Source organism: Agrobacterium sp. 33MFTa1.1 (assembly GCF_004328495.1).
GTDB classification, from domain to species: Bacteria; Pseudomonadota; Alphaproteobacteria; order Rhizobiales; family Rhizobiaceae; genus Agrobacterium; species Agrobacterium pusense.
In genome coordinates, this window is sequence record NZ_CP036359.1 from 1,450,455 (window position 1) to 1,474,030 (window position 23,576).

19 protein-coding genes are annotated in these 23,576 nt (G+C 60.1%); 15 read left to right on the forward strand and 4 right to left on the reverse strand.

The genetic code is table 11. The annotated features are described in order from the left end of the window. Positions 1-21: 21 nt before the first annotated feature. Both EYD00_RS20515 and EYD00_RS20520 read right to left on the reverse strand, forming a co-directional pair. Entirely contained in the window at positions 22-2,130 is a 2,109-nt protein-coding gene (locus EYD00_RS20515) for a sensor histidine kinase (RefSeq protein WP_034498390.1), read from the reverse strand. Beyond that, positions 2,127-2,867 (reverse strand): response regulator transcription factor, encoded by a 741-nt coding sequence (locus EYD00_RS20520; RefSeq protein WP_004438193.1) that lies wholly within the window; start codon positions 2,865-2,867, stop codon positions 2,127-2,129. The genes EYD00_RS20515 and EYD00_RS20520 overlap by 4 nt, the downstream gene beginning before the upstream one ends. Before the next feature lie 209 nt (positions 2,868-3,076). Between EYD00_RS20520 and EYD00_RS20525 the strand changes: the two genes are divergently transcribed. The 12 genes from EYD00_RS20525 to EYD00_RS20580 all read left to right on the forward strand — a co-directional run bounded on the left by EYD00_RS20525 (position 3,077) and on the right by EYD00_RS20580 (position 18,027). Next, positions 3,077-4,105 carry an ABC transporter substrate-binding protein gene (locus EYD00_RS20525; RefSeq protein WP_205780926.1) on the forward strand — a complete coding sequence of 343 codons (1,029 nt, stop codon included), beginning with the start codon at positions 3,077-3,079 and terminating at the stop codon, positions 4,103-4,105. 114 nt (positions 4,106-4,219) lie between these two features. Then, positions 4,220-5,245, forward strand: a complete 1,026-nt coding sequence (locus EYD00_RS20530) for an ABC transporter substrate-binding protein (RefSeq protein WP_003503939.1) — start codon at positions 4,220-4,222, stop codon at positions 5,243-5,245. A gap of 85 nt (positions 5,246-5,330) precedes the next feature. Beyond that, the gene (locus EYD00_RS20535; protein ID WP_006698675.1) at positions 5,331-7,562 is read left to right on the forward strand and encodes an ABC transporter permease; all 2,232 of its coding nucleotides are present in this window, start codon (positions 5,331-5,333) and stop codon (positions 7,560-7,562) included. Next, entirely contained in the window at positions 7,559-8,620 is a 1,062-nt protein-coding gene (locus EYD00_RS20540) for an ABC transporter ATP-binding protein (RefSeq protein ID WP_034498388.1), read from the forward strand. The genes EYD00_RS20535 and EYD00_RS20540 overlap by 4 nt, the downstream gene beginning before the upstream one ends. Positions 8,621-8,926: 306 nt before the next feature. Next, positions 8,927-9,964, forward strand: a complete 1,038-nt coding sequence (locus EYD00_RS20545; protein WP_004438202.1) for an NAD(P)-dependent alcohol dehydrogenase — start codon at positions 8,927-8,929, stop codon at positions 9,962-9,964. Between the two features lie 374 nt (positions 9,965-10,338). After that, entirely contained in the window at positions 10,339-11,223 is an 885-nt protein-coding gene (locus EYD00_RS20550; RefSeq protein ID WP_034498585.1) for an AraC family transcriptional regulator, read from the forward strand. 97 nt (positions 11,224-11,320) lie between these two features. Next, the gene (locus tag EYD00_RS20555) at positions 11,321-12,232 is read left to right on the forward strand and encodes an ABC transporter substrate-binding protein (protein ID WP_004438208.1); all 912 of its coding nucleotides are present in this window, start codon (positions 11,321-11,323) and stop codon (positions 12,230-12,232) included. A gap of 71 nt (positions 12,233-12,303) precedes the next feature. Further along, positions 12,304-13,806: a sugar ABC transporter ATP-binding protein gene (locus tag EYD00_RS20560; protein WP_022563551.1), complete on the forward strand. Its 1,503-nt coding sequence runs from the start codon at positions 12,304-12,306 to the stop codon at positions 13,804-13,806. Continuing rightward, entirely contained in the window at positions 13,796-14,773 is a 978-nt protein-coding gene (locus EYD00_RS20565) for an ABC transporter permease (RefSeq protein WP_004438211.1), read from the forward strand. The genes EYD00_RS20560 and EYD00_RS20565 overlap by 11 nt, the downstream gene beginning before the upstream one ends. Before the next feature lie 39 nt (positions 14,774-14,812). Then, a complete protein-coding gene (locus EYD00_RS20570) occupies positions 14,813-15,544 on the forward strand; it encodes an SDR family oxidoreductase (RefSeq protein WP_004438213.1) in 732 nt (243 codons plus the stop codon). Positions 15,545-15,632: 88 nt separating this feature from the next. Beyond that, positions 15,633-17,243 (forward strand): FGGY-family carbohydrate kinase, encoded by a 1,611-nt coding sequence (locus tag EYD00_RS20575; protein ID WP_034498385.1) that lies wholly within the window; start codon positions 15,633-15,635, stop codon positions 17,241-17,243. A 58-nt stretch (positions 17,244-17,301) separates the two neighbouring features. Further along, on the forward strand, positions 17,302-18,027 hold the full coding sequence (locus EYD00_RS20580) for an SDR family oxidoreductase (protein WP_006698669.1): 726 nt from the start codon (positions 17,302-17,304) through the stop codon (positions 18,025-18,027). Between the two features lie 104 nt (positions 18,028-18,131). Here the strand turns inward: EYD00_RS20580 and proP are convergent, their stop codons facing one another. Next, positions 18,132-19,652: a glycine betaine/L-proline transporter ProP gene (gene proP, locus EYD00_RS20585; RefSeq protein ID WP_034498578.1), complete on the reverse strand. Its 1,521-nt coding sequence runs from the start codon at positions 19,650-19,652 to the stop codon at positions 18,132-18,134. A gap of 166 nt (positions 19,653-19,818) precedes the next feature. Continuing rightward, complete coding sequence (locus EYD00_RS20590; protein WP_004438228.1) at positions 19,819-20,115, reverse strand: PRC-barrel domain-containing protein; 297 nt, start codon at positions 20,113-20,115, stop codon at positions 19,819-19,821. A 232-nt stretch (positions 20,116-20,347) separates the two neighbouring features. On the opposite strand from EYD00_RS20590, the gene EYD00_RS20595 reads away from it, so the two are divergent. Genes EYD00_RS20595 through EYD00_RS20605 form a run of 3 tightly spaced genes read left to right on the forward strand, consistent with a single transcriptional unit; the run spans position 20,348 to position 23,523 of the window. Continuing rightward, positions 20,348-21,187 (forward strand): inositol monophosphatase family protein, encoded by an 840-nt coding sequence (locus tag EYD00_RS20595; RefSeq protein ID WP_034498575.1) that lies wholly within the window; start codon positions 20,348-20,350, stop codon positions 21,185-21,187. A gap of 48 nt (positions 21,188-21,235) precedes the next feature. Then, a complete protein-coding gene (locus EYD00_RS20600) occupies positions 21,236-21,844 on the forward strand; it encodes a dual specificity protein phosphatase family protein (protein ID WP_006698666.1) in 609 nt (202 codons plus the stop codon). Continuing rightward, the gene (locus tag EYD00_RS20605; RefSeq protein WP_034498380.1) at positions 21,838-23,523 is read left to right on the forward strand and encodes a metallophosphoesterase family protein; all 1,686 of its coding nucleotides are present in this window, start codon (positions 21,838-21,840) and stop codon (positions 23,521-23,523) included. The genes EYD00_RS20600 and EYD00_RS20605 overlap by 7 nt, the downstream gene beginning before the upstream one ends. Positions 23,524-23,576: the final 53 nt, after the last annotated feature.

The window sequence follows — 23,576 nt, forward strand, 5'->3', positions numbered from 1 at the left end:
CCGACACCCGATCCTGCAATGTTATCTCGCCTGCCCGGCATGAATCGGGAAAAGCAGCTGTACCCTTGCGCCCTCACCGGGCTTTGAATGGATGTGGGCTTCGCCACCGCTCTGGCGCACGAAACCATAGACCATGGCAAGTCCCAGGCCTGCGCCTCCATGGTCCCCCCGGGTGGTGAAATAGGGTTCGAAGGCCTTGTCCACGGCCTCCGGCGTCATGCCGATGCCCTCGTCCGAGACGGTTATCGCCAGAGTATCCTTCTCGCAGGCCGCCTCGATTGAAATCAGGCCGCCCTCCGGCATGGCGGCCGCGGCGTTGAGGCAGAGATTGAGGATGGATTGCTCGAAGAGGGCGGGGTCGAGCGGGATGGCGGGAAGATCATCATCGAGATCGAGTGCAATACGGCATTTGGGGCCAACCGCGATCTCGAGAATATCGGCCATGCCGCGCAGGAGATTGGCCACGTTAATGCAGCTTGGATGGATGGGCTGCTGGCTTCCGATGGTCAGCATGCTGCTGGCCAGGGAGCGGCCGCGATCAGCTGCCTTGCGAATGCGGGCAATATGCCGGTTCTGGCGGTCATTGAAACCGGCCTCTCGCTCCAGAAGGCCGAGGCTGCCGGTGATGATGCCGATCATGTTGCCCACCTCGTGACTGACCTGGTGGGTCATGCGCATGATGCCGTCCAGCCGCTGGGCCTTGACTGCTTCCGCCTCCTGCCGGTCTAGCGCGGTCACATCGCGGGCAAGCAGCACGATGCCGCCATCCGGCTGGCGCGAAATCGATATTTCTATAACCCGCTGGTCGGCAGTTCGATGCCGCACCACGGCGCGCTCCAGCAGGTTCCCATGCCCACCATCGAAGGGCAGCAGCGTCGAATCGATTTCGGGAATGGGCTCGACGAACCGGCGGATCGGCAGCTTTCGGGACGAGCCGGAGCGCCCGACAAGTTCGATGATGCGGCGGTTCATGGTGATAGGCCGCCCGGCCGGATCGAACAGCGCTATTCCCTCATTCATGTTGCGGAATGTGGAGCGGATGGTGCGGGCTGCGGCTTCGGCCGTACGCCTGAGGCGAGAGACGCGGTCGACGCTGTCGTGGAAGGCGCGAAACGCGTCGAGCAGGCGGATGAGCTCCGTCTCGGGACCCGTATAGGAGGGCGGCCCGACATCCGTTTCCCCCTTGGCGAGGGCATTCATGCCGTTGGAGAGCGTCACGATCCCGCGCGAGACACGCATCACCGACCGGATCGAAAAGATCGCCACGATGAGAACCAACAGCGAGGCAACGGCGACAATGATCAGCAGCCGGTTGAGAGCATCGGAGGTGGAGATAAGGTCTTCGTTCAGACTGCGCGCGACCGCGTCGCCCTGCGTTTCGGTCACATGCGAAAGATCGCGCGAGACGGTGTGAAGGCGCGAGACAGAGGCGCGGATCGCGAACATCTCCAGAAGGTAACGGCTCTGGGCCTCGAAAACCCGCTCGTAGGGCTGAAGCTCGGCAATGGGCAGGCGCTCGCCAGGATAACCCTGCTGACGCGCCGTTGTTTCCGCCACATAGCGGCGGCGCAGTTCGCCAAGCTGAAAAAGACTGTCGGACGCGGACGCGGCCTGTACGATGCCATTCATCCGCCGGCGCAGCTCCGGATCGAGGATACCCTGACCGGTGGCGATTTCGCCGAGCGCGGCTGCCGCCTCCGCCTTGTGGCCCTGCGCGGCATCGGCATCCTTAGCGAGATCGAGTGTCTGCGCTCGGATACGCTGCAGCAGTTCAACGATACGCTCACTCGCAAAGCCGCGTGCTGCCCGCTCGCCGCTGCCCGGCTCTGTCATCTGCAGAAGCAGATCGACCTGCTGGACAACGGAGCGGCTTTCGCTGGAAACGCGATAGGGCGAGGCGGCATTCATCAGGAAAGGTGCACTGGAGACGAGATCGGAGACCTGCCGCGAGACCAGCGAGGCCTTGGCGAGACTGGAGAAGGCCTGCAATCCATAGGCCGCCATTTCATCGCGGGCGCGCTGCAATCCGTAAATCGCGATGGCGGACAGGCTGAAGACGAGGACGCAGGTAAAGACGATCGCAAAGGGCAGGCGAAAGGCGATGGAGGAAAGGAAGGAGCGGCTGATCACGGGTAGGGCTCGCCCTCATCGGTGTGGAGCACGTAACCCTTGCCGCGCCGGGTCTTGATATGGCGCGGCAGATCGGGGTTTATCTCGATCTTGCGCCTCAGCCGCAGCACCAGCACGTCGACATTTCTGTCGATATAACGGTCGCTCTCCGAACCCAGCCTGTCGAGAATCTGGGAACGGCTGACGGGCTGGTTGGGCGTCTCGGCAAGAATTTCCAGGAGCGCGAATTCGGCGCTCGTCAGTGTCCGGCTGCGGTCCGCGAGGCAGACAGCGCGGCGTGCATCAAGATCGATCGCCCAGTCGCCAAGCCGCAGCGCCGCGCGCCCGTGGTCACGCTCGCTGTCCTTCTCCTGTTTTAGCGAGGGAATTGTCCGGCGCAGGACGGCCTTGATCCGCGCCGTGAGCTCGATTGGTTCGAAGGGTTTGACCACGTAGTCGTCGGCGGCGGTTTCCAGGCCGAGCACCCGGTCGGCGGCACTGCCGGCGGCGGTGACCATGACGATGCCGATGTCGATCTGGCTGCGCAGCCGCTGGGCGAAGGTGCGCCCGGACGTGCCAGGCAGATTGTGATCGACGAGGACGAGCTGCATCCTGTCCTTTGCCAATATCTCGTCGGCCTCCTCTGCGGAGCGCGCACAGGTGGGCAGCCAGCCCTCGGCCTCGACGAGATCCGAGATAAGCTCGGCCATATCCGGATCGTCCTCGACGATCAGAATGCGAACCTTCTGATTAAGCACTGCAACTTCCTCCCGCCACCATCATAGGCATGGTGGCGGCTATCTTCAAAGGCTCGCTGGTTATCTCTCCTGTCATAATTGTAATATCTGTAATCTTGTTCGGCAGTGCGGTGAAAGATTGGTAACCATTCTTCGATTGCGGTGCGGACAGGATGTGACATGCTGTTGATGGAGACTGGAACGGGGAGGTTCCAGGCAGGGAGGCTTAATTGAAAGCACTGACCGCACTTGCGGCGAGCATGGTCCTTTGGCTGTGCGGCGCAGGGCATGGCATGGCCGAACCGAAGTTGAACGTCCTGTGCGGCGTCGATGAGGCCTGGTGCGTGACCATGCAGCGGGCATTCGAAGCCAAGACCGGACTTGAAATTTCGATGGTCCGCAAAAGCACCGGCGAAATTCTCGACCAGATTCGCGCCGAGCGATCCCGTCCGACAGTCGACGTGTGGTGGGGCGGCACCGGCGATACACATTTGCAGGCAGGTTCCGAAGACCTGCTGGACGAATATCGGCCCGCCAATCAACAGGATCTGTTGCCCTGGGCGCAGAACTTCAATGCGATGTCCGGGTCGAAATCGGCTGGAATTTATGCTGGCGCGCTTGGTTTTGCCTATAATTCGGAACTGCTTGCCAAAAACAGCTTGCCCGCTCCCACCTGCTGGAAGGATTTGGCCAAGGACGTCTATCGCGGCCATATCCTGACCGGCAATCCGAACTATTCCGGCACGGCCTTCACCATGCTCGCCACGCTGGTGCAGCTGTTCGGCGAGGAAGAAGCCTTTGGTTTCATGACGAAGCTGAACCTCAATGTCGTGGGCTATACCAAGGTCGGTTCGGCACCCGTCAAGGCGGCGGCGCGGGGTGAGGTTCTTATCGGGATTTCCTTCATGCATGATGCCGTGACCCAGAAGATCGAGGGTTTCCCGCTGGTCATCGTCGCGCCCTGCGAGGGCACCGGCTACGAGATCGGGGCGGTCAGCATTGTCAAGGGCAACCACAATACGGCGCTTGCGCAGACCTTCGTGGAATTTGCGCTGAGCCCTGAAGGACAGGAAACCGGCGCCATCGCCGGCCAGAACCAGGTGCCGTCCAACGCCCGGGCGACATTGCCGCTGACGGCACCTGATATATCGATGATCAAGATGGTGGATTACGACTTTGCCACCTTCGGCCAGCCGGAAGAGCGAAGTCGATTATTGAGCCGCTTCGACAGCGAGATTCACCCGAGCCAGACCCAGTAGGGCCAAATACCAAAAACCCCGAAACGACAGCACGCGCGCCACAAGGTGCCGCGACCGGCAGCGCCATGTCTGCGCGCGCCCCGAAATTCAGACGCAAGCTACAGGAGGATAACCATGCGACTGACGATACTTTCCACTCTGCTTTTTGCCGGTACGGCACTGAGCGCCGTTTCCGCGCAGGCGGCCGGCGAACTGAACCTGATCTGCTCGGCCGATGTCGTCATCTGCGAACAGATGAAGGGCGATTTTGAAAAATCTCATGACATCAAGGTCAATATGGTGCGCCTGTCTTCGGGCGAGACCTATGCCAAGGTGCGCGCGGAAGCCCGCAACCCGAAAACCGATATCTGGTGGGCCGGCACGGGCGACCCGCACATGCAGGCAGCCTCGGAAAACCTGACGCTCGAATACAAGTCGCCGATGCTGGACCAGTTGCAGGACTGGGCGGTCAAGCAGGCGGAGAGCACGGGTTACCGGACTGTCGGCGTTTATGCCGGTGCCCTGGGCTGGGGTTACAACACCGAGATATTCAAGTCCAAGGGTTACAAGGAGCCAAAGTGCTGGGCCGACCTTCTGGCGCCGGAACTCAAGGGCGAAATCCAGATCGCCAATCCGAACTCTTCGGGTACCGCCTATACCGCGCTTGCCTCACTTGTGCAGATCATGGGCGAGGATCAGGCCATCGATTACCTGAAGAAGCTCAACGCCAATATCTCGCAATATACCAAGTCCGGCTCCGCACCGGTCAAGGCGGCGGCGCGCGGCGAGACGGCGCTCGGCATCGTCTTCATGCATGATGCGGTGGCCCAGACTGCGGAAGGTTTCCCGGTCAAGTCAATCGCTCCGTGCGAGGGCACGGGTTACGAGATCGGCTCGATGTCGATCATCAAGGGCGCCCGCAACCTCGACAATGCCAAGACCTGGTACGACTGGGCGCTGAAGCCGGAGGTCCAGTCGCGCATGAAGGACGCCAAGTCCTTCCAGCTGCCGTCCAACAAAACGGCGGAAGTGCCGAAAGAGGCACCGAAGTTCGAGGACATCAAGCTCATCGACTACGACTTCAAGACCTATGGCGATCCTGCCAAGCGCAAGGCGCTGCTGGAACGCTGGGATCGCGAAGTTGGTGCGGTCGCCAACTGATCTGAACTCCGGCGATCGGCATCCCGGCTTTTGAAGCCGGGGTGTCCGCCACTCTTTCATCGGCATGAAACAAGCGAGGTCGGCCATGACACGTGGCAATCGCAGGCTGGACATCGTCCTGGCGTTCGGGGCTTTCGCCCTCATTCTTCTTCCCTGGTATCGCATCGAAGGCGGCTTTTACAGCTTCCGCTGGCTGTCCGGGTTTTTCTCCTCCGCCAGCAATGCGCCAGGTGTGTTGCAGATACTGTCTTATGGAAAACCATGGCTGGTCGGCATTGTCATTTTCTTCCTTGCCGCATGCCTTGTCCGGCCGATCCGTGATCCGATGCGCCGGGGCGGTTTGCTTGCATTCATTGGCGCTGCTGGTCTCGTCTTCCTCGCCTTGCAAGGGCTGGCCATCGGCTTTACCGGCTGGACCTGGACAATCAGCGAAAATCTCTTCGGCATGCTCGCCGATGGCCAGCCGTCCATGGGGGCGGGGGCCGTCGTCATGTCGTTCGTCTTCGTGCTTCTTTTTGCCTTCGGGCTTGCCGAACGTGGTGTCATGAAGGGCGATGCCTTTGTCGTCGGCGCCATTTCCGTTCTGGTTTTCCTCGTTACGGTTTTTGTCTTCTATCCGATCGGCAGTATGCTGGTTGCGTCCGTTCAGGATTTCGACGGCTCCTTTAATGCCGATGGATTCATTCGCAATATCAAGGATCCCGGCATATGGAGCCTTGGCTGCGTCGTGGGTGAGGAGCGCTGCGGTGTTGCCTGGCGCACGCTCTTCCTCGCGCTGATGACCGCTTTCGGTTCGACCGTGCTCGGCCTTGGCTTTGCCCTGATCGCCACCCGCACGCGCTTTCCCTTCAAGAAGGGACTGCGGCTCCTGACGGTGCTGCCAATCATAACGCCGCCTTTCGTTATCGGTCTTGCCCTGACGCTGCTCTTCGGCCGCGCCGGCGTCGTCACCGAATGGCTTTCCTATCTCTTCGGCATCGAGCCGGGTCGCTGGCTTTATGGCATGACCGGCATCTGGATCGCGCAGGTTCTTTCGTTCACGCCCATCTCGTTTCTGGTGCTGATCGGTGTAGTCGAAGGGGTAAGCCCCTCCATGGAAGAAGCCTCTCAGACGCTGCGCGCCGACCGCTGGCGCACTTTCTGGCGGGTTTCCCTGCCGCTGATGAAGCCCGGTCTCGCCAATGCCTTTCTCATCGGCTTCATCGAAAGCATGGCGGATTTCGGCAACCCGCTGGTGCTTGGCGGCACACACGGCGTCCTGTCGACGGAAATCTTCTTTGCTGTCGTTGGTTCGCAGAACGATCCGTCGCGCGCCGCGGTCCTGGCGATCATCCTGCTGTGTTTCACGCTTTCGGCCTTCCTTGCCCAACGCTTCTGGCTGGCAGGCAAGAATTTCGCCACGGTGACGGGAAAGGGCGACAGCGGCGCGCATATCGCGCTTCCGCGTGGCCTGTCCATCGGCGTTCATGCCGTTGTCGTGCCGTGGATGGTCTTCACAATCGTCGTTTATGGCATGATCCTTGTGGGCGGTTTCGTGAAGACCTGGGGTCTCGACAATTCCCTCACCTTCGACCATTACCTCCGCGCATTTTCCGTGAGTTTCTCCAACGGCTCCATCGCGTGGACCGGCGTTGCCTGGAACTCGTTCTGGACGACCATGAAGATCGCGCTGATTTCCGCTCCGCTCACCGCCGCAGTCGGTCTCCTGACGGCCTATATCATCGTGCGGCAGAAATTTGCCGGGCGGAACCTGTTTGAATTTGCGCTGATGATGAGCTTTGCCATTCCCGGCACAGTCATCGGCGTCAGCTACATCATGGCCTTCAACCTGCCGCCGGTAGAAATGACCGGCTCGGCGCTGATCCTGATCGCCTGCTTTGTGTTCCGCAACATGCCGGTCGGTGTGCGCGGCGGCATTGCGGCGATGAGCCAACTCGACAAGAGCCTCGACGAGGCCTCGCTGACGCTGCGGGCCAACAGTTTCCGCACCATTCGCAAGGTCATCCTGCCGCTCCTGAGGCCCGCGATCACGGCCGCACTGGTCTATTCCTTCGTGCGCGCCATCACCTCCATCAGCGCCGTCATCTTCCTCGTCAGCGCCGAATACAACATGGCGACGTCCTACATCGTCGGCCTCGTCGAAAACGGCGAATATGGGGTTGCGATTGCCTATTCCTCCATGCTGATCGTGGTGATGATCACCGTCATTGCCGGCTTCCAGTTCCTCGTTGGCGAGCGTCGGCTGCGACGCGAAAACCGCGTCGCTGGCCTACCATCCGCTTCCCCCGTTCCTCTTGCCCAGGAGAAAACCGCATGATTTCCGTTAAGCCCGGCTCCGTTACCTTCAAGAATGTCCGCAAGACCTTCGGTGCTTTCACCGCCATACCGGACCTGTCGCTCACCATCGAACCAGGCACGCTGGTAACTCTGCTCGGCCCATCCGGCTGCGGCAAGACGACGACGTTGCGCATGCTGGCGGGCCTCGAACACCCGACGTCCGGCCGCATTCTCATCGGCGATCAGGATGTCACGATGCTGCCAGCCAACGAGCGCGATGTCTCGATGGTCTTCCAGTCGTATGCGCTGTTCCCGCACATGACGGCGCTCGACAATGTTGCCTATGGCCTGCAATCCTCCGGGCTACGCAAGGCGGAAGCGCGGGAAAAGGCGGAAGAGGGGCTGAAGCTTGTCGGCCTTGCCGGCATGGGGCATCGCCTGCCTGCCGAACTTTCCGGTGGGCAGCAGCAGCGTGTCGCGGTTGCCCGTGCCCTGGTACTGGAGCCGCAGGTGCTGCTGCTGGACGAACCTCTTTCGAACCTCGATGCCCGCCTTCGTCGCCGGGTCCGCACCGAAATCCGTGAATTGCAGCAAAGACTTGGCTTCACTGCGGTTTACGTGACGCATGATCAGGATGAGGCGCTTGCCGTTTCCGACCGCATCATCGTGATGAAGGATGGAGAGATCGCCCAGTCTGGCGCCCCCCGCGAGCTGTATGAGGCTCCAGCCTCCGCCTTCATTGCCGATTTCATGGGTGAGGCGAATGTCGTGGGCTGCGAAGTGATAAGGCTGGATGGGCCGGACGCAATGGTCCGCGTTGGGGGCATCGATTATCGGCTTTCCGCAGGCAACGCCAGGCTGGGGCCGGCGAAGCTTGCGGTTCGCCCGGGCTCGATTTCAATCGGTCAGCCCGGCGGGCAGGGGGTTGCCGGGCGGGTGCTGCACAGCGCCTATCTGGGCGGCCACGTGGAATACGAGGTGGAAACCGAGATCGGCACGCTTTTCATCATCGATCATATGGCGGAAACCGGCCTGCCGCCGGCAAGCGACGTCACACTCGGCTTCAGGAGCCGCGGTATCGCTTTGATCCAGGCCTGATCCCCAGGCAAGCCAGATGCGGTTCCGGCCTGCTTCTGGCTGCCGACGCGCGATCAGCACGCCGCATTCCAGATCGCCGCCGTGCCGGGCGAATAGCTCCGGCAGACGAATCAGTCCTCATGTCCGGCTCGGGAAAGGACACGACATCGCGGCGGTGATGAGAAATTGCAGGCTCCTTGATACAGTTTTTCCTGTGTGAAGAAAAACCGGTTATTCCGGCGGATTTCTGTTTACTTTTGCCGAGGTTGCGCGCCATCACGCTGACTGAATTCGCTGCCAGGCGTATCGTAAACCACGGAGGATGAGATGAAGGCACTGGTGCTGGAAGAAAAAGGGAAGCTCGCGCTCAGGGACTTTGACATTCCCGGTAAACTCGGACCGAAGGATGTGCGTATCCGCACCCACACGGTCGGGATTTGCGGCTCCGACGTCCATTATTATACACATGGCAAAATCGGACATTTCGTCGTCAACGCCCCGATGGTGCTCGGGCACGAGGCCTCTGGAACGGTGATCGAAACCGGCGCCGAGGTAACGCATCTCAAGGCTGGCGACCGTGTTTGCATGGAGCCGGGTATTCCCGACGCAACATCGCGCGCGTCGAAGCTCGGCATCTACAATGTGGATCCGGCCGTCCGTTTCTGGGCGACGCCCCCTGTGCATGGTTGCCTGACGCCGGAAGTCATTCATCCCGCTGCTTTCACGTACAAGCTGCCGGACAATGTCTCCTTTGCGGAAGGCGCCATGGTGGAGCCCTTTGCCATCGGCATGCAGGCGGCGCTGCGTGCCCGCATCCAGCCGGGCGATGTCGCCGTGGTAACAGGCGCCGGTCCGATCGGCATGATGGTGGCGCTTGCCGCGCTCGCGGGCGGCTGCGCGAAGGTCATCGTCGCCGATCTTGCCCAGCCCAAGCTCGATATCATCGCCTCTTACGATGGCATCGAGACCGTCAATATCCGCGAGCGCAACCTCGCTGAAGCGATCGCTGAGGCGACGGACGGCTGGGGCTGCGATATCGTCTTTGAATGCTCGGGCGCTGCCCCCGCCATTCTTGGCGTTGCCGCCCTCGCACGACCGGGCGGCGCAATCGTGCTCGTCGGTATGCCGGTCGATCCGGTTCCGGTCGATATTGTCGGCCTTCAGGCCAAGGAACTTCGGGTCGAGACGGTTTTCCGCTACGCCAATGTCTATGATCGCGCCGTGGCGCTCATCGCATCCGGCAAGGTCGATCTGAAGCCGCTGATTTCTGCGACCATTCCCTTTGAAGACAGTATTGCCGGTTTCGACCGTGCGGTGGAAGCGCGGGAAACGGACGTCAAACTGCAGATAGTGATGCCGCAATAAGTGCCAGACATTCGCTCGCTGATGCATAAGCGGCGAAACGTGCGCGGAAAAGTATAAGTAGGGCCTGCCTGTGACAGGCAGGCCCTACTCCAAAAATTCATCACAGATCGCCTCCTGTTGAGAATTGTTTGGGCGCATCACGGCAAATTGAGCAAAAAAAACAGGCTATCCGCAACGTTGGCTGTCAATCACGTTGAGGCACTATTCAATTTCTGGCAAAAAACAGTCAAAAAAGTATCGGTAATTTCTCCGGCGTGATGTGGATGTTTAGCCGCGGCCCGCCCTATGCTCCTCGTCAACGCCTGGGACGAGCCATAAAGAGGAATGGCTTCGCTTCGCAAATGCGGCGGACGTGACTGATGGGAGGAACCATGATGCAGCCCGATCTGGAACTGGTGCACATCCGCAAGGGCGAATCTTTCGCTGCCTGGCGGCATGGCTATCCGTTCCGTACCGTGCGCTGGCATTATCATCCCGAATATGAAATTCATCTGGTCGTCGCGACGTCAGGCACCTTCTATATCGGTGATTTCGTCGGCCGTTTCGGCCCCGGTCAGCTCATCATGACCGGCCCCAATCTCCCCCAGAACTGGATCAGCGAGATCGAGCCGGACGAAATCGTGCCGACGCGTTCCCTCGTGATCCAGTTTCCGGAGAGTTTTATCGAGGATGCCTGCGCCTACATGTCCGAGATGGAAGTGGTGCGCGGCCTGCTGGACCGCAGCCGTCGCGGTATTCTCTTTGACGACGAGACGAGCGATCGCGTTCGTCCGCTGATCCTTCGGCTTATCGAGGCGCAGGGCCTGACGCGTCTGGCACTTTTCTGGGAAATTCTCGATCTCTTGGTCAATGCGCCGACATCCGAGGTGCTGGCAAGCCTCAGCTACGAACTGGATCTGACCGGGATTGGCGACAGCGGCATCAATCGCGCCCTCTCTCATCTGCGCGAGCATCTGACCGAACAGGTGGAGGAAATCGATCTCGCCGACATGGTGGGCCAGAGCCCGAGCGCCTTCTCCCGGGCCTTCAAGCGCCATACCGGCACGACGCTGGTGCGCTATCGCAATCAGTTAAGGATCGATCTTGCCTGCCAGATGTTGCTGGCGGATCAGGATGTGAAGGTGGCCGAGGTCTGCTACGATGTTGGCTTTTCCAATCTTTCCAATTTCAACCGGCATTTCCTGAAACTCAAGGGAATGTCACCGTCGAGGTTCCGAACCATTTTTGCGGCCCAGAAGGCAGCTGTTATGGCGGAGTAAACCAGCGACACATCGCCGATTTTTACCAATTCGGGCAGAGGTCTGTCCGGAAACGGGCACTTGTTGCCCCAACTTTCCTAATGGGAGGAAGAGTGAGATGAAAATGAAATCCAAGTTTCTGATGGCGACAGCCGCAATTGCAATGATGGCCGCTCCGGCGCTGGCGCAGGAAAAGCTGAAGATCGGCATGACCTTCCAGGAGCTGAACAACCCCTATTTCGTGTCGATGCAGGAAGCGCTGAAGGAAGCTGCGGCAAGCATCGGCGCTGACGTTGTCGTGACCGATGCCGGCCACGACGTGGCCAAGCAGATTTCCGACGTTGAAGACATGCTTCAGCAGAAGATCGACATCCTGCTCCTCAACCCGACGGATAGCGCCGGCATCGAAGCCGCGGTGCACGCTGCCAAGGCTGCCGGCGCAATCGTCGTTGCAGTTGACGCCAACGCCAATGGCCCGGTCGATACCTTCGTCGGCTCGAAGAACCGTGACGCGGGCTACAAGTCGTGCAAGCATCTCGGTGACGCGCTCGGCGGCAAGGGTGAAGTCGCGATCCTCGACGGTATCCCGGTCGTGCCGATCCTTCAGCGCGTCGAAGGTTGCAAGGCCGCACTCGCCGAATTCCCCGAGATCAAGCTGGTCGATACACAGAACGGCCGTCAGGACCGCTCCGTCGCTCTGGGCGTCGTTGAAAACATGATCCAGTCGCGTCCGAACCTCGCCGGTATCTTCTCGGTGAATGATGGCGGTGCGATGGGCGCTCTGGCTGCTATTCAGGGTTCCGGCAAGGACATCAAGCTGACCTCGGTCGACGGTGCTCCGGAAGCTGTGAAGGCGATTGCTGAGGGTGGCCCGTTCATCGAAACCACCGCGCAGTTCCCGCGTGACCAGGTGCGTGTCGGCCTTGCCATGGCGCTCGCCCAGAAGTGGGGCGCTCGCGTCGTGCCGAAGGAAGTCCCGATCGACGTCATGGTCGTCGACAGCAAGAACGCCGGCGAGTTCAGCTGGTAAGAACTCCTCCCAGGCCCCGTCCCCGCTTTATGCGGGGGCGGGGTTAAATCCCGACCATCGAGGAGGGTGAAATGCTGGAACTGAATGGAATAAGAAAAAGCTTTGGCAAGATCGAAGTCCTGCGTGGCGTCGACCTTGAGGCGCGCGCCGGCGAGGTGCATGCGCTTCTGGGCGAAAACGGCGCCGGCAAATCGACTCTGATGAAGATCCTGAGCGGCATCCTGCAGCCCTCGGAAGGAACGATCCGCATTGACGGCAAGGATCGCCGCTTCGCCAATTACGATGAGGCGATTGCCGCCGGTGTCGGCATCGTGTTTCAGGAATTCAGCCTGATCCCTTATCTCAACGCCGTTGAAAACATGTTCCTTGCCCGCGAAATCCGCGGGCCGCTGCGCCTTCTGAACAAGGGCGCGATGCGCAAGCGTGCAGCCGAAATCATGGGCCGGCTCGCCGTAGATGTTCCGCTCGACGTCCCGGTGCACCGCCTTTCCGTCGCCCAGCAGCAATTTGTCGAAATCGCCAAGGCGCTGTCGCTTGATGCCCGCATTCTCGTGCTCGACGAGCCGACCGCCACGTTGACGCCTTCCGAGACCGAACATCTGTTCAAGGTCATGCGCGAACTGCGACGTCAGGGTGTCGCGATCATCTTCATTTCGCACCACCTCGAGGAAATATTCGAGATCTGCGACCGCATCACCGTCCTGCGCGATGGAGAACTGATCGGCTCCTGCCTGACGTCGGAGGTCGACAATGACCGCCTGGTTGAAATGATGGTCGGCCGGCGCATCGAAGCCAGCTTCCCGCCGAAGCCGCAACTCGATCCTTCCGCCGCGAAGGTGATCGAAGTCGAGGAGCTGCAACTGAAGAAGGGCGGCCCTGTCTCGCGTTTCGCGCTGCGCAAGGGCGAAATTCTTGGTTTTGCCGGGCTCGTTGGCTCAGGCCGTACGGAAACAGTTCTCGCCATGCTCGGCGCGCATTCCGCGACGCGCCGAAAGATCAAGCTCGATGGCGTCGATACGCGTTTGTCAGGCCCCGATGATGCGCTGATGCGCGGCATTGGCCTGCTGCCGGAAAGCCGCAAGGAAGAGGGCCTGATCACCAGCTTCTCCATCCTGCAGAATATCTCGCTCAACAATTACGGCAAATACCGCAAGGCGCACTGGTTCCTCGATCTCAAGAAGGAACTGGAGTACACGACAAAGGCCATGGCGCAGGTGCAGGTGAAGGCACAAGGGCCTTACGCCCGCGTCGACACGCTGTCCGGCGGCAACCAGCAGAAGATCGTTATCGCGCGCTGGCTGAACCACGACATGCGCGTGCTGATCTTCGATGAGCCGACACGTGGCATCGATGTCGGAGCGAAGGCAGAAATCTATTCGCTGATGCGCGAATTTGCTGCCAGGGGCCATTCGATCATCATGATCTCCTCGGAACTGCCGGAAGTCATCGGCATGTCCGACAGGGTCTGCGTTTTCCGGTCCGGCGGCATCGTTGCCACGGTCGAGGGAGACGACATCAATTCAGAAACAATAATGACAAACGCCACCACCGGGAGAGTTGAACATGTCGCTTGATGCAAACACCGGCGTTGCCGCGAAAACGGGCGGTTTCAGTCTCAGTGCCATGCTGCGCTCGCCGCTCGCCCTGCCGCTGGCGGGTCTGATTGTCGTATCCATCCTGATGGGGCTTGCGAGCGACAATTTCTTCAGCCTCAACAACATCATGAACGTGCTGCGGCAGGTTTCCGTCGTTGGCATTCTGGCCGTTGGCATGACTTTCGTCATTCTGACCGGCGGCATCGACCTGTCGGTCGGGGCGGTCATGGCGCTTATCGGAACGCTTTCCGCTGGCCTGATGGTGAACACCGGCCTCTCGCCTGCAATTGCGCTGCCGGCCGGCCTGTTCATCGGTCTCGGTATCGGCATCTTCAACGGGGCGCTTGTCGCCTGGGGCAAGATGCCCGCCATCATCGTCACACTCGCCACCATGGGCATGGCCCGTGGCCTTGGCCTTATCTATTCCGGTGGCTACCCCGTCAGCGGTATTCCGAGCTGGATTTCCTGGTTCGGTGTCGGCCGTATCGGTGTGGTTCCCGTCCCAGTCGTCATCATGGTGGTGATCTACGCCATCGCCTGGGTGCTGTTGCAGCGCACCGCTTTCGGCCGCCACGTCTATGCGCTCGGCGGAAACGAGCTGGCAGCCCGTCTTTCGGGCGTCAAGACCCAGCGCGTCAAGCTTGCCGTCTATGGCATCTCGGGCGTCACGGCAGCATTTGCGGCACTGATCCTCACCGGTCGCCTGATGAGCGGTCAGCCCAATGCCGGTGTCGGCTTCGAACTCGATGCCATCGCGGCCGTTGTTCTTGGAGGCACGGCGATTGCCGGCGGCAGGGGCCTCATTCTCGGCACGCTCATCGGTGCGGTGCTGCTCGGCATTCTCAATAACGGCCTCAACCTGATGGGCATCAACCCCTATCTGCAGGATGTCATCAAGGGCGGCATCATCCTGCTTGCCATCTATATCGGACGGGAATGGCGCTGAGCCGGCCCGGAAATATCTTCATAAACGCAGGAGAATTAAATGTCTGAATCGCTGCAAGGCAAGATTGCGGTCATCACCGGCGCCGCATCCGGCATCGGGCTTGCCACCACAGAAGCGCTGTTGGAACAGGGCGCGACCGTGGTCATGGTGGACTGGAACGAGAAGGCCCTCAATGATCTGGTTGCCAAGCTTGGCGACCGCGCCATCCCGCAGGTCACCAATCTGCTCGATGCCGACAGCTGCAACGCAATGATCCCTGAGATCCTCAAGAAGGTCGATCATATCGACATTCTCTATTGCAATGCCGGCACCTATATCGGCGGCGATCTCACCGAGACGACGCCGGAAGCCATCGACAAGATGCTCAATCTCAATGTCAACGCCGTCATGAAGAATGTTCATGCCGTCGTGCCGCACATGTCGGAGCGCAAGACGGGTGACATCATCGTCACCTGCTCGATTGCCGGCCACTTCCCGACCTATTGGGAACCGGTCTATTCGGGTTCGAAATGGGCGATAACCAGCTTCGTGCAGGGCATGCGCCGCCAGATGATCCCGCACGGCGTGCGCGTTGCGCAGGTCTCCCCCGGCCCGGTCGTTTCCGCACTGCTGGCCGATTGGCCGGAGGAAAACCTCCGAAAGGCCAAGGAATCGGGCAGCCTCATCGATGCGAGCGAAGTGGCCGATGCCGTTGTCTACATGCTGACACGCAAGCGCACCGTCACCATCCGCGACATGCTGGTCTTGCCGACCAACTTTGACCGCGTTTAAAAACGTCTGGAGCGGCGGGAAGCCTGAAACGGTTCCGCCGCTCAAATCTGTTCAAGCACCGGATGATCCGCTCCGAGGAGTATCGCAAATGGCTTCCTATCTTGTTGGCGTCGATGTCGGGACCGGCTCGGCGCGGGCCGGTGTCTTCGATGCGGCGGGTAAGCTCCTGGCCACCGCCAAGCGCCCGATCAGCATGCATCGAGAAGACGGCGGCATAGCCGAGCAATCGAGCGCAGAGGTTTGGCAGGCGGTTTGCGATAGCGTGCGGGAAAGCGTTTCGCGCGCTGGTATCGATCCGGCTGAGGTCGCCGGCATCGGTTTTGACGCAACCTGCTCGCTCGTTGTCCGCGGGCCAGATGATGAGACCCTGCCGGTCGGCGCTGCCGATCATCCCGAACGCGATATCATCGTCTGGATGGACCACCGCGCCGTTGAACAGGCGGAGCGCATCAATGCGGGCGAACATGCCGTCCTGAAATATGTCGGCGGCCGCATTTCCCCGGAAATGCAGACGCCCAAGCTGCTGTGGCTCAGCGAAAACAGGCCGGAAATCTATACGCGCGCCGAGCATTTCTTCGACCTGACGGATTTTCTGACATGGAAGGCTTCCGGCGCGCTCGATCGTTCCGCTTGCACGGTGACTTGCAAGTGGACCTATCTCGCCCACGAAAACCGCTGGGATGCGGAGTATTTCGCCAAGATCGGCCTAGGAGATCTGGCGGAGCAGGGCTTTCGCCGCATCGGTGAGAGCGTCGTCCATCCCGGTACGGCGCTGGGCGCTGGGCTAACCGAAGATGCGGCAAAGGCTATGGGGCTGGTTGCTGGTACCGCCGTTGCGGCGGGCCTCATCGATGCCCATGCCGGTGGTGTCGGCACGGTGGCTGCCGGTGGTGATGCTTCGAAATGCCTTGGTTATGTCTTCGGCACTTCCTCCTGCACCATGACCACCACTGCCGAACCCGCTTTCGTGCCGGGTGTCTGGGGTCCTTATTACTCCGCGATGGTTCCCGGCGCATGGCTGAATGAGGGCGGTCAGTCCGCTGCCGGTGCGGCCATCGATTATCTGGTGCAACTGCACCCGGCCTTTGCCGAGGCGAAGGCGGTTGCCGACAAGGAAGGCAAAGCCCTGCCGGTATGGCTCGCGGACCGTGCCATCAGCCTTGCCGCATCCGCTTCTGCGGCTGTTGATATCGCCGAGGATTTTCATGTGGTGCCGGAATTTCTCGGCAACCGCGCACCCTTCGCCGATCCCCATGCCCGCGCGGTCGTTGCCGGATATGGCATGGAAACTGGCGTGGATTCCCTTGTCGCGCTTTATGTGGCCGGGCTTCTCGGCCTTGGTTACGGGCTTCGTCAGATCATCGAAACGCAGGCCCGCAACGGCGCACCGGTGGAAACCATTAGTGTCAGCGGCGGTGCGGGTGCCCACCCGCTTGCACGGCAGTTGCTGGCCGATGCGACCGGACTTCCCGTCGAATTGACCGAATGCGAGGAGCCGGTGCTTCTCGGCTCTGCCATGTTGGGCGCCGTCGCCGCAGGGACTTATCCGGACCTGATGGCGGCGATGCCGGCGATGTCGCGTATTGGCAGCAGTGCAACGCCCGATCCTGGTTTTCAGAGGGTTCACCAAGCACGTTACGACGCGTTTCTGACGCTGCAGAATGCGGCCCGCGCCATTCGTTCCGCTAGCCATTCCTGAGCGCCGTCAAAAAAACTTAGATCATCCGGCCGCATTGGCCGCAAATAACGAGGATTCCATGCAGTTTTCCGGAAAATCCGTCATCATCACCGGCGCAGGCAAAGGCATCGGCCGCGCCTGCGCGCAGCTGATGGCCGCACGTGGTGCGGAGGTCGTAGCGATCAGCCGCACGCAGTCCGATCTCGACAGCCTCAGAAGCGAAATCGGCGGACGTTCGATCCGTGCCGATCTTGCCGACGTCGCCGCCACCCGCGCCGCCATGGCCGAAGCCGGCACCTGCGATTTCCTGATCAACAGCGCCGGCATCAATGTGCTGGAAAGTGTGCTTGACATGAGCGATGCAGGCTACGAGGCCGTGCTGGGCATCAATCTGCGCGCAGCCATCGTCACCTGCCAGGAATTTGCCCGCGCGCGTGTTGCAAGGGGCGGCGGCGGCGCCATCGTCAACATCACCTCGATTGCAGGGCATCGCGGCTTTCAGGATCACCTGTGTTATGCGGCGTCCAAGGCCGGGCTTGAGGGCGCAACCCGCGTGCTTGCCAAGGAACTTGGCCCGCATGGTATTCGCGTCAATGCCGTCGCGCCCACCATCACACTCACTGAACTGGCTGCGGAAGCGTGGAACGATCCGGTCAAAAGCCAGCCTATGATGGTGCGTCATCCGCTCAATCGCTTCGCAGAAGCCGAAGAGGTGGCGCAGAGCATCGCGCTGCTGCTTTCCGATGACAGCAAGATGATTTCCGGCGCCGTATTGCCAGTGGACGGCGGCTTCCTCGCCGTTTGAGCGAAACAACAGCTGCTCTCGGCGCAGGCCTATTGAAACCTGAAAAAATCGATGCGCGGGGTGCGATACGCATTGCCCGCGCATTTCATCTATGACGGATGGAGTTAGTTCAGGTCCGGGTGCCGGCCGACGAGCTGACTGCGTTTCGCCTGCAGAATTTCCTTCTGCTGTTCCAGTTTGAGAAGCTCCTCGTCAATCTCTTCAACGCTTTTTTCGATGTGCAGATATTGCGCGGCGAGAAGCGATTTCGCCTCCTTGCGGCTGGAGGCGTTGGGCGTATCGCCATAGAGAGGCCGGTTCGCCGTCTCTTTCAGAAAGAAGGTCGTGACAATGCCGAAGACAGCGGCGACCATGAGGTAATAGGCCGGCATATAGATGTTGTCGGTCGCCTCCACCAGCCAGGCCGCGACCGTTGGAGTCAGACCGGCGACGATGATCGAGATGTTGAACGCGATCGCCAGGGCGCTATAGCGTATGCGCGCCGGAAACAGAGCGGGCAAGGTCGAGGCCATGATTCCAATCAGGCAGTTCAGCGCGACGGCAAGAATAAGCAAGCCGAAGAAAATCTGGACTACCTGCCCGCTGGCGATGAGATGGAAAGCCGGTAGCGAGAGAAAAAAGATCGCCGTGCTGCCGACGGCGAGGAAAGGTTTGCGGCCTATCCGGTCGCTCAAAAGCCCGATGGCCGGCTGGACGAACAGCATACCCACCATGACGGCAATGATGATGAGGACGCCGTGATCCTCGCTGTAATTCAGCGTCTTTGACAGATATGTGGGCATGTAAGTCAGCAGCATGTAGTAGGTGACATTGGTGACGAGAACCATGCCGATGCAGATTGCCAGCGAACGGAGATGTTTGCTGGTGATCTCCGCGATGGGGACCATCGGCCGTTCCTTCAGCGACTGACGGTCCTCCTCTTCAGCGCGGTGAAGGCGTTCGGTGAAAGCCGGCGTCTCCTCCGCGGCGTGGCGAAGATAAAGGCCGATCAGTCCGAGCGGAGCGGCAAGGAAGAACGGAATGCGCCAGCCCCAGTCGAGAAATTTCGCCTCGCCCATGGCGGTGCTGAGCAGCACCACCAGTCCCGCGCCAAGCACGAAACCGGCAATCGAGCCGAAATCGAGCCAGCTGCCGAGATAACCGCGTTTGCGGTCGGGCGCATATTCCGCCACGAAGATGGCCGCACCGGTATATTCTCCGCCCACGGAAAAGCCCTGAACGAGCTTGCAGAGCAGCAAGAGGATAGGGGCCCAGATGCCGATGGTCGCATAACCCGGAATGAGGCCGATGCAGAAGGTGCTGGCCGCCATGATGATAATGGTGAGAGAGAGGACTTTCTGCCTCCCAAACCTGTCGCCCATCGCCCCGAAGAAAACGCCACCTAGCGGACGAATGAGAAACGGCACCGAAAATGTCGCAAGTGCCGCCACTGTCTGAACGGCGGGGGCAGCCTCCGGAAAGAAGACCTTCCCAACGGCGTAAGCGACAAAGCCGTAAACACCGAAATCGAACCACTCCATGGCATTTCCGAGGGCGGCTGCCGTCACGGCTTTTTTGACTTTCTCGTCATCGATGACGGTCACGTCGTCAATGCTCAGCGGGCTGGCCTGAATCTGACTGTTCAATTGTTGTTCCCCTTGAATGCCTTGCAACCATTTATTGCGCGACGTGAAAATGCGTGACATGCGCATGTGTTCCATTTGCAGGCGGAAGCGGTGCGGGGGCGGGGTGTGCCCCAATAAACGAACGCCCGGCAATGGCCGGGCGCTTCTGAAATCTGGTGGGATGTATTCAGTGACGATGCTCGGGCATGTCCTTCAACTGATCCTTCGTCCATGAGGTCACCGCGTGGACATCGCCGTCCTCATCGCGCATGAAGTCAAGATCGCTGAGCGGAACTGCGACAGGCTTTGCGCCGATGCCTAGAAAGCCGCCGACATCGATGATCGCCGTGCTGCCGGCGCCGACGCCGTGTACGTGGTCAACCTTCCCGACCTTGTGGTCATCGGCGCCATAGACGGTCGCGCCTTCTAGAACCGACGGCGTCAGTTCGGTTTCAACCAGTCGTACGTGATTGCTGTGATCCATTTTTTCCTCCTGTCGTGGTTTACAGGAACGAAACTCCCGCGTTGCAAAACCGTTCCATTGGCTGTTGGTCGCAATCATTGCGCTGCCTTGCGAACAGACCTGCAAGCTTCCGGAATGAACAGGCCTTTACTTCGTCATTCGATAGTTATGTTTGACCGAGAAAACCCTCTTGAAATTAATGAACGCGTGTGCAATATGAACACGCGTTCACTCAAAAGAAATGGTTTTGCGCATGGACTCGATGCCCTATCCGGATACATTGGCAGCTCGCGCTGAACTGTGCCGCAGCGTTATTTTATCCGCCGGCGAACTGGTGCTCAAAGGTTTTCAGGGTGAGGCGACACGAAGCTTCTCCATGAAGGGGCCGCAGGATTTTCTGACTGTGACCGATGCGGCTTCCGAGGCGCATATTCGCGGGGCGATCTCGGCTTGTTTCCCAGACGATAGTTTCTTTGGTGAAGAAGGCGGCGGTAAGATCGGCGATCGGGTGTGGGTCGTCGATCCCGTTGACGGCACCGCGAATTTCGCGCGTGGCATCCCGCATTTCTGCATCTCCATTGCTTATGTCGAGAAGGGGCGAACGGAAATCGGCGCGATCTATAATCCTGCGCTTGACGAGCTTTATTTCGCGCGTCGCGGTGAAGGAGCAACGCGCAACGGGCAGCCGATTCAAACCGCGGAAACGACTCGCTTTGATGCGTCATCGATCGAGATGGGCTGGTCGACCCGGGTCGCGAATTCCACATATCTCGATATCGTCAGGAACCTGCTCGATATGGGCAGCAATGTTCGTCGTGCAGGCTCTGGAGCGCTGGCGCTTGCCTATGTGGCCGACGGTCGTTCCGACGCCTATCTCGAATTACATATGAATTCATGGGATTGTCTTGCAGGCTTGCTACTCGTCAGCGAAGCTGGCGGCGATGTCTGCCCATTTCTGGAGATTGGCAGTCTTCGGGATGGCGGGCCTGTTCTGGCTGCGGCCCGCGGTGTCGCCAGAGGCGTTAGCCAGGCAGCGAATATACCCCTTGCCGAAAGGACGCCGTCGGACCGGCAGCGCGCCGCCTCGGCCTGATTTCAGGCGAACACCTGTTCGGGGTGTTCGCGCATGTGGAGGAATGAAATGGATGGACCCGTTTATGCCCGCCCGGCAATCAGCCTGATTGCGGAAGGGCTCGGTCCGCATAATGCCGCCCTTTACATCGGCGGCAGCGATGGTGCTGGCGACCGGGAGCTTCTGCGCCGGCACGGCATTACGACCGTCGTTAATTGCGCCGTCAATCTTGATATCAATCTCGTGCAGACGATGGCCGAAGAAGGCGACCGGCGGGCTGTGGGTTATGGTGACATCCGCTATTACAAGCTTGGCCTGATCGACGGCGATGGCAGCCCTGACACCATGATGCTGGGCGCTTATTACATACTCGATGGCGCACTTCGCCAGACCATGCCGAAGCGGGAGACTTATCCCTTTGTCGATGGCGGCAATGTGCTTGTCAACTGCCGCAGCGGCCGCAGCCGTTCCGTCTCGCTGGTGGCGCTTTTCCTGCACAAGCAGCAGCCCGACCTCTATCCGACCCTCGACGATGCGCTGGCCGTGATCCGCACGAAACGGGAATTGCGGCCTGACGAATGGTTCGAGACGCCGAAACCGATGCTTTATGCCGCCGCCCGCCGCGCTTCCGAATGGATCGACTTGGTTGAGGGCAGAAAGATCGCGCAATCATGCTGACACATATGCTGCCTTCCGTTGCCGTCATTGCCGATGCGCATTTTCATGATACTTCAGCGGATTTCGGGTTTCCCGGCATCGAAATCGATGGCGAGCGCATCACCATGCGCAGCTGGTCGGAAACGCGTGAATCCACCCGGGTTTTCAACGAGAGCGCGGATGCATTGCATGCGGCGCTGGAAGAGGTGCGCCAGCGTGGCATTCGCCATGTGGTGCTGCTCGGCGATTATACCGATGACGGCCAGCGGGTGACGACTGAAACGCTGAAGGGTATTCTGGAACGCCATCGCGATACCCATGGCACCGCTTTTTATGCGCTGCCCGGGAACCATGACATTTTCGGCCCTTGCGGCCGAAATCACACCAAGGAATTCCTGACGGAGAACGGCAAAGGCGTCCTGGTTTCCAGCGATGCGCGCCGCACCGGGGAAGGGGTCGTCATAACCGACCGCATGTACTGCGAAGGTTATCCCGCCGGCCTCGATCCGATGGGGGCTTTCGGTTATTTCCGCCAGCCGGATTATCTGCATTGGGAGACGCCCTTCGGCGCGTCCGACGCGCCGGAAGACCGGCTCTACGACGTGCGCTCTCCCGATGGGCGGAATGTCTATCGCTTGATGGACGCCTCCTATCTTGTCGAGCCGGAAGAGGGCCTCTGGCTCCTGATGATCGATGCGAATATTTTCGAGCCGCTCGACGGTGTCTTTCAGCGAGGTGAGGAAGCCGCCTTTACCGACAGCACTTCGGGTGGCTGGAACGCGCTCCTGCGTTGCAAGCCCTTCATCATTGACTGGATTGCCGACGTGCGCCACAGGGCGGAGCTGCTCGGCAAGACCTTGCTGGGCTTTTCCCATTATCCGGTGCTCGATCCCTTCGATGGAGCAAGCCGTGCCGAGGGTGCCCTGTTCGGTGAAACCAATGTCGTGCGCCGTACGCCACGCAAAGCGGTGGAAGACGCGCTGGTGCGGGCTGGGTTAACCGTCCATTTCAGCGGGCACCTGCATGTCGAGGGCGTCACGCAGGGTGGGAAGGGTGATAGGTCGCTCACCAATGTTGCCGTCCCTTCGCTCGTCGCCTTTCCTCCCGGATTCAAGGTCATCCATCCAGCCCGGCAGGACATCAGCGTGGAAACGGTGGAAATGACCGCTCTGCCGGTCAATGACCGTATTTGCCAAGGTTACGCGCAGGAGACGGTACTGGCAGGTGAAGAGGACGACCCGTCTTTTGCAGCCGGTGATTATGGTGGGTTCCTGCTTGGCCACAAGCGGGCGCTGATCAGGCATCGCTATTTCAGCAAGGAATGGCCGGCAGAGATCGTTGCGGCAATCTCCGACAAAACCGTGCAGGAGGTTCTCCTCCTGCTTGGGCAGGATGGCCACGAACTGTCTGATGGACTTGCGCTGTCATTCGAATTGCCCATGTTCGAGCTGATTGCCGACTGGTATTGCCTGCGACAGGCGGCGGGTCTAGCCCTGCCGCATATCCCGCATGAGCGGCTCTGCCTCTATCGGAAATTGGCGCAGCGTTTCGGCCGCGCGCCGGATCGTCACGACGGGTCAGTCACGAGTTTTATCGAAATCTTCCTCGGAGCGCTCGGCCTGTTTCTTGAGCGTGCAGAAGGCAGCCCGCGCGACATTACGCTTCGGCTCGGGTTGCAGCGTGAACGCGTTGCGGTTTGATCCGACGATTTGCGGAAGGGGCGGTCTATCATGGCTGGGTTGATTGCTGTCCG

Excerpts from the sequence above, each read along its gene's own strand:
- EYD00_RS20530 (WP_003503939.1), top strand. The coding sequence starts at position 4,220 with ATGCGACTGACGATACTTTCCACTCTGCTTTTTGCCGGTACGGCACTG.
- EYD00_RS20535 (WP_006698675.1), top strand. The coding sequence starts at position 5,331 with ATGACACGTGGCAATCGCAGGCTGGACATCGTCCTGGCGTTCGGGGCT.
- EYD00_RS20540 (WP_034498388.1), top strand. The coding sequence starts at position 7,559 with ATGATTTCCGTTAAGCCCGGCTCCGTTACCTTCAAGAATGTCCGCAAG.
- EYD00_RS20545 (WP_004438202.1), top strand. The coding sequence starts at position 8,927 with ATGAAGGCACTGGTGCTGGAAGAAAAAGGGAAGCTCGCGCTCAGGGAC.
- EYD00_RS20550 (WP_034498585.1), top strand. The coding sequence starts at position 10,339 with ATGCAGCCCGATCTGGAACTGGTGCACATCCGCAAGGGCGAATCTTTC.
- EYD00_RS20555 (WP_004438208.1), top strand. The coding sequence starts at position 11,321 with ATGAAAATGAAATCCAAGTTTCTGATGGCGACAGCCGCAATTGCAATG.
- EYD00_RS20560 (WP_022563551.1), top strand. The coding sequence starts at position 12,304 with ATGCTGGAACTGAATGGAATAAGAAAAAGCTTTGGCAAGATCGAAGTC.
- EYD00_RS20565 (WP_004438211.1), top strand. The coding sequence starts at position 13,796 with ATGTCGCTTGATGCAAACACCGGCGTTGCCGCGAAAACGGGCGGTTTC.
- EYD00_RS20570 (WP_004438213.1), top strand. The coding sequence starts at position 14,813 with ATGTCTGAATCGCTGCAAGGCAAGATTGCGGTCATCACCGGCGCCGCA.
- EYD00_RS20575 (WP_034498385.1), top strand. The coding sequence starts at position 15,633 with ATGGCTTCCTATCTTGTTGGCGTCGATGTCGGGACCGGCTCGGCGCGG.
- EYD00_RS20580 (WP_006698669.1), top strand. The coding sequence starts at position 17,302 with ATGCAGTTTTCCGGAAAATCCGTCATCATCACCGGCGCAGGCAAAGGC.
- EYD00_RS20590 (WP_004438228.1), bottom strand. The coding sequence starts at position 20,115 with ATGGATCACAGCAATCACGTACGACTGGTTGAAACCGAACTGACGCCG.
- EYD00_RS20595 (WP_034498575.1), top strand. The coding sequence starts at position 20,348 with ATGGACTCGATGCCCTATCCGGATACATTGGCAGCTCGCGCTGAACTG.
- EYD00_RS20600 (WP_006698666.1), top strand. The coding sequence starts at position 21,236 with ATGGATGGACCCGTTTATGCCCGCCCGGCAATCAGCCTGATTGCGGAA.
- EYD00_RS20605 (WP_034498380.1), top strand. The coding sequence starts at position 21,838 with ATGCTGACACATATGCTGCCTTCCGTTGCCGTCATTGCCGATGCGCAT.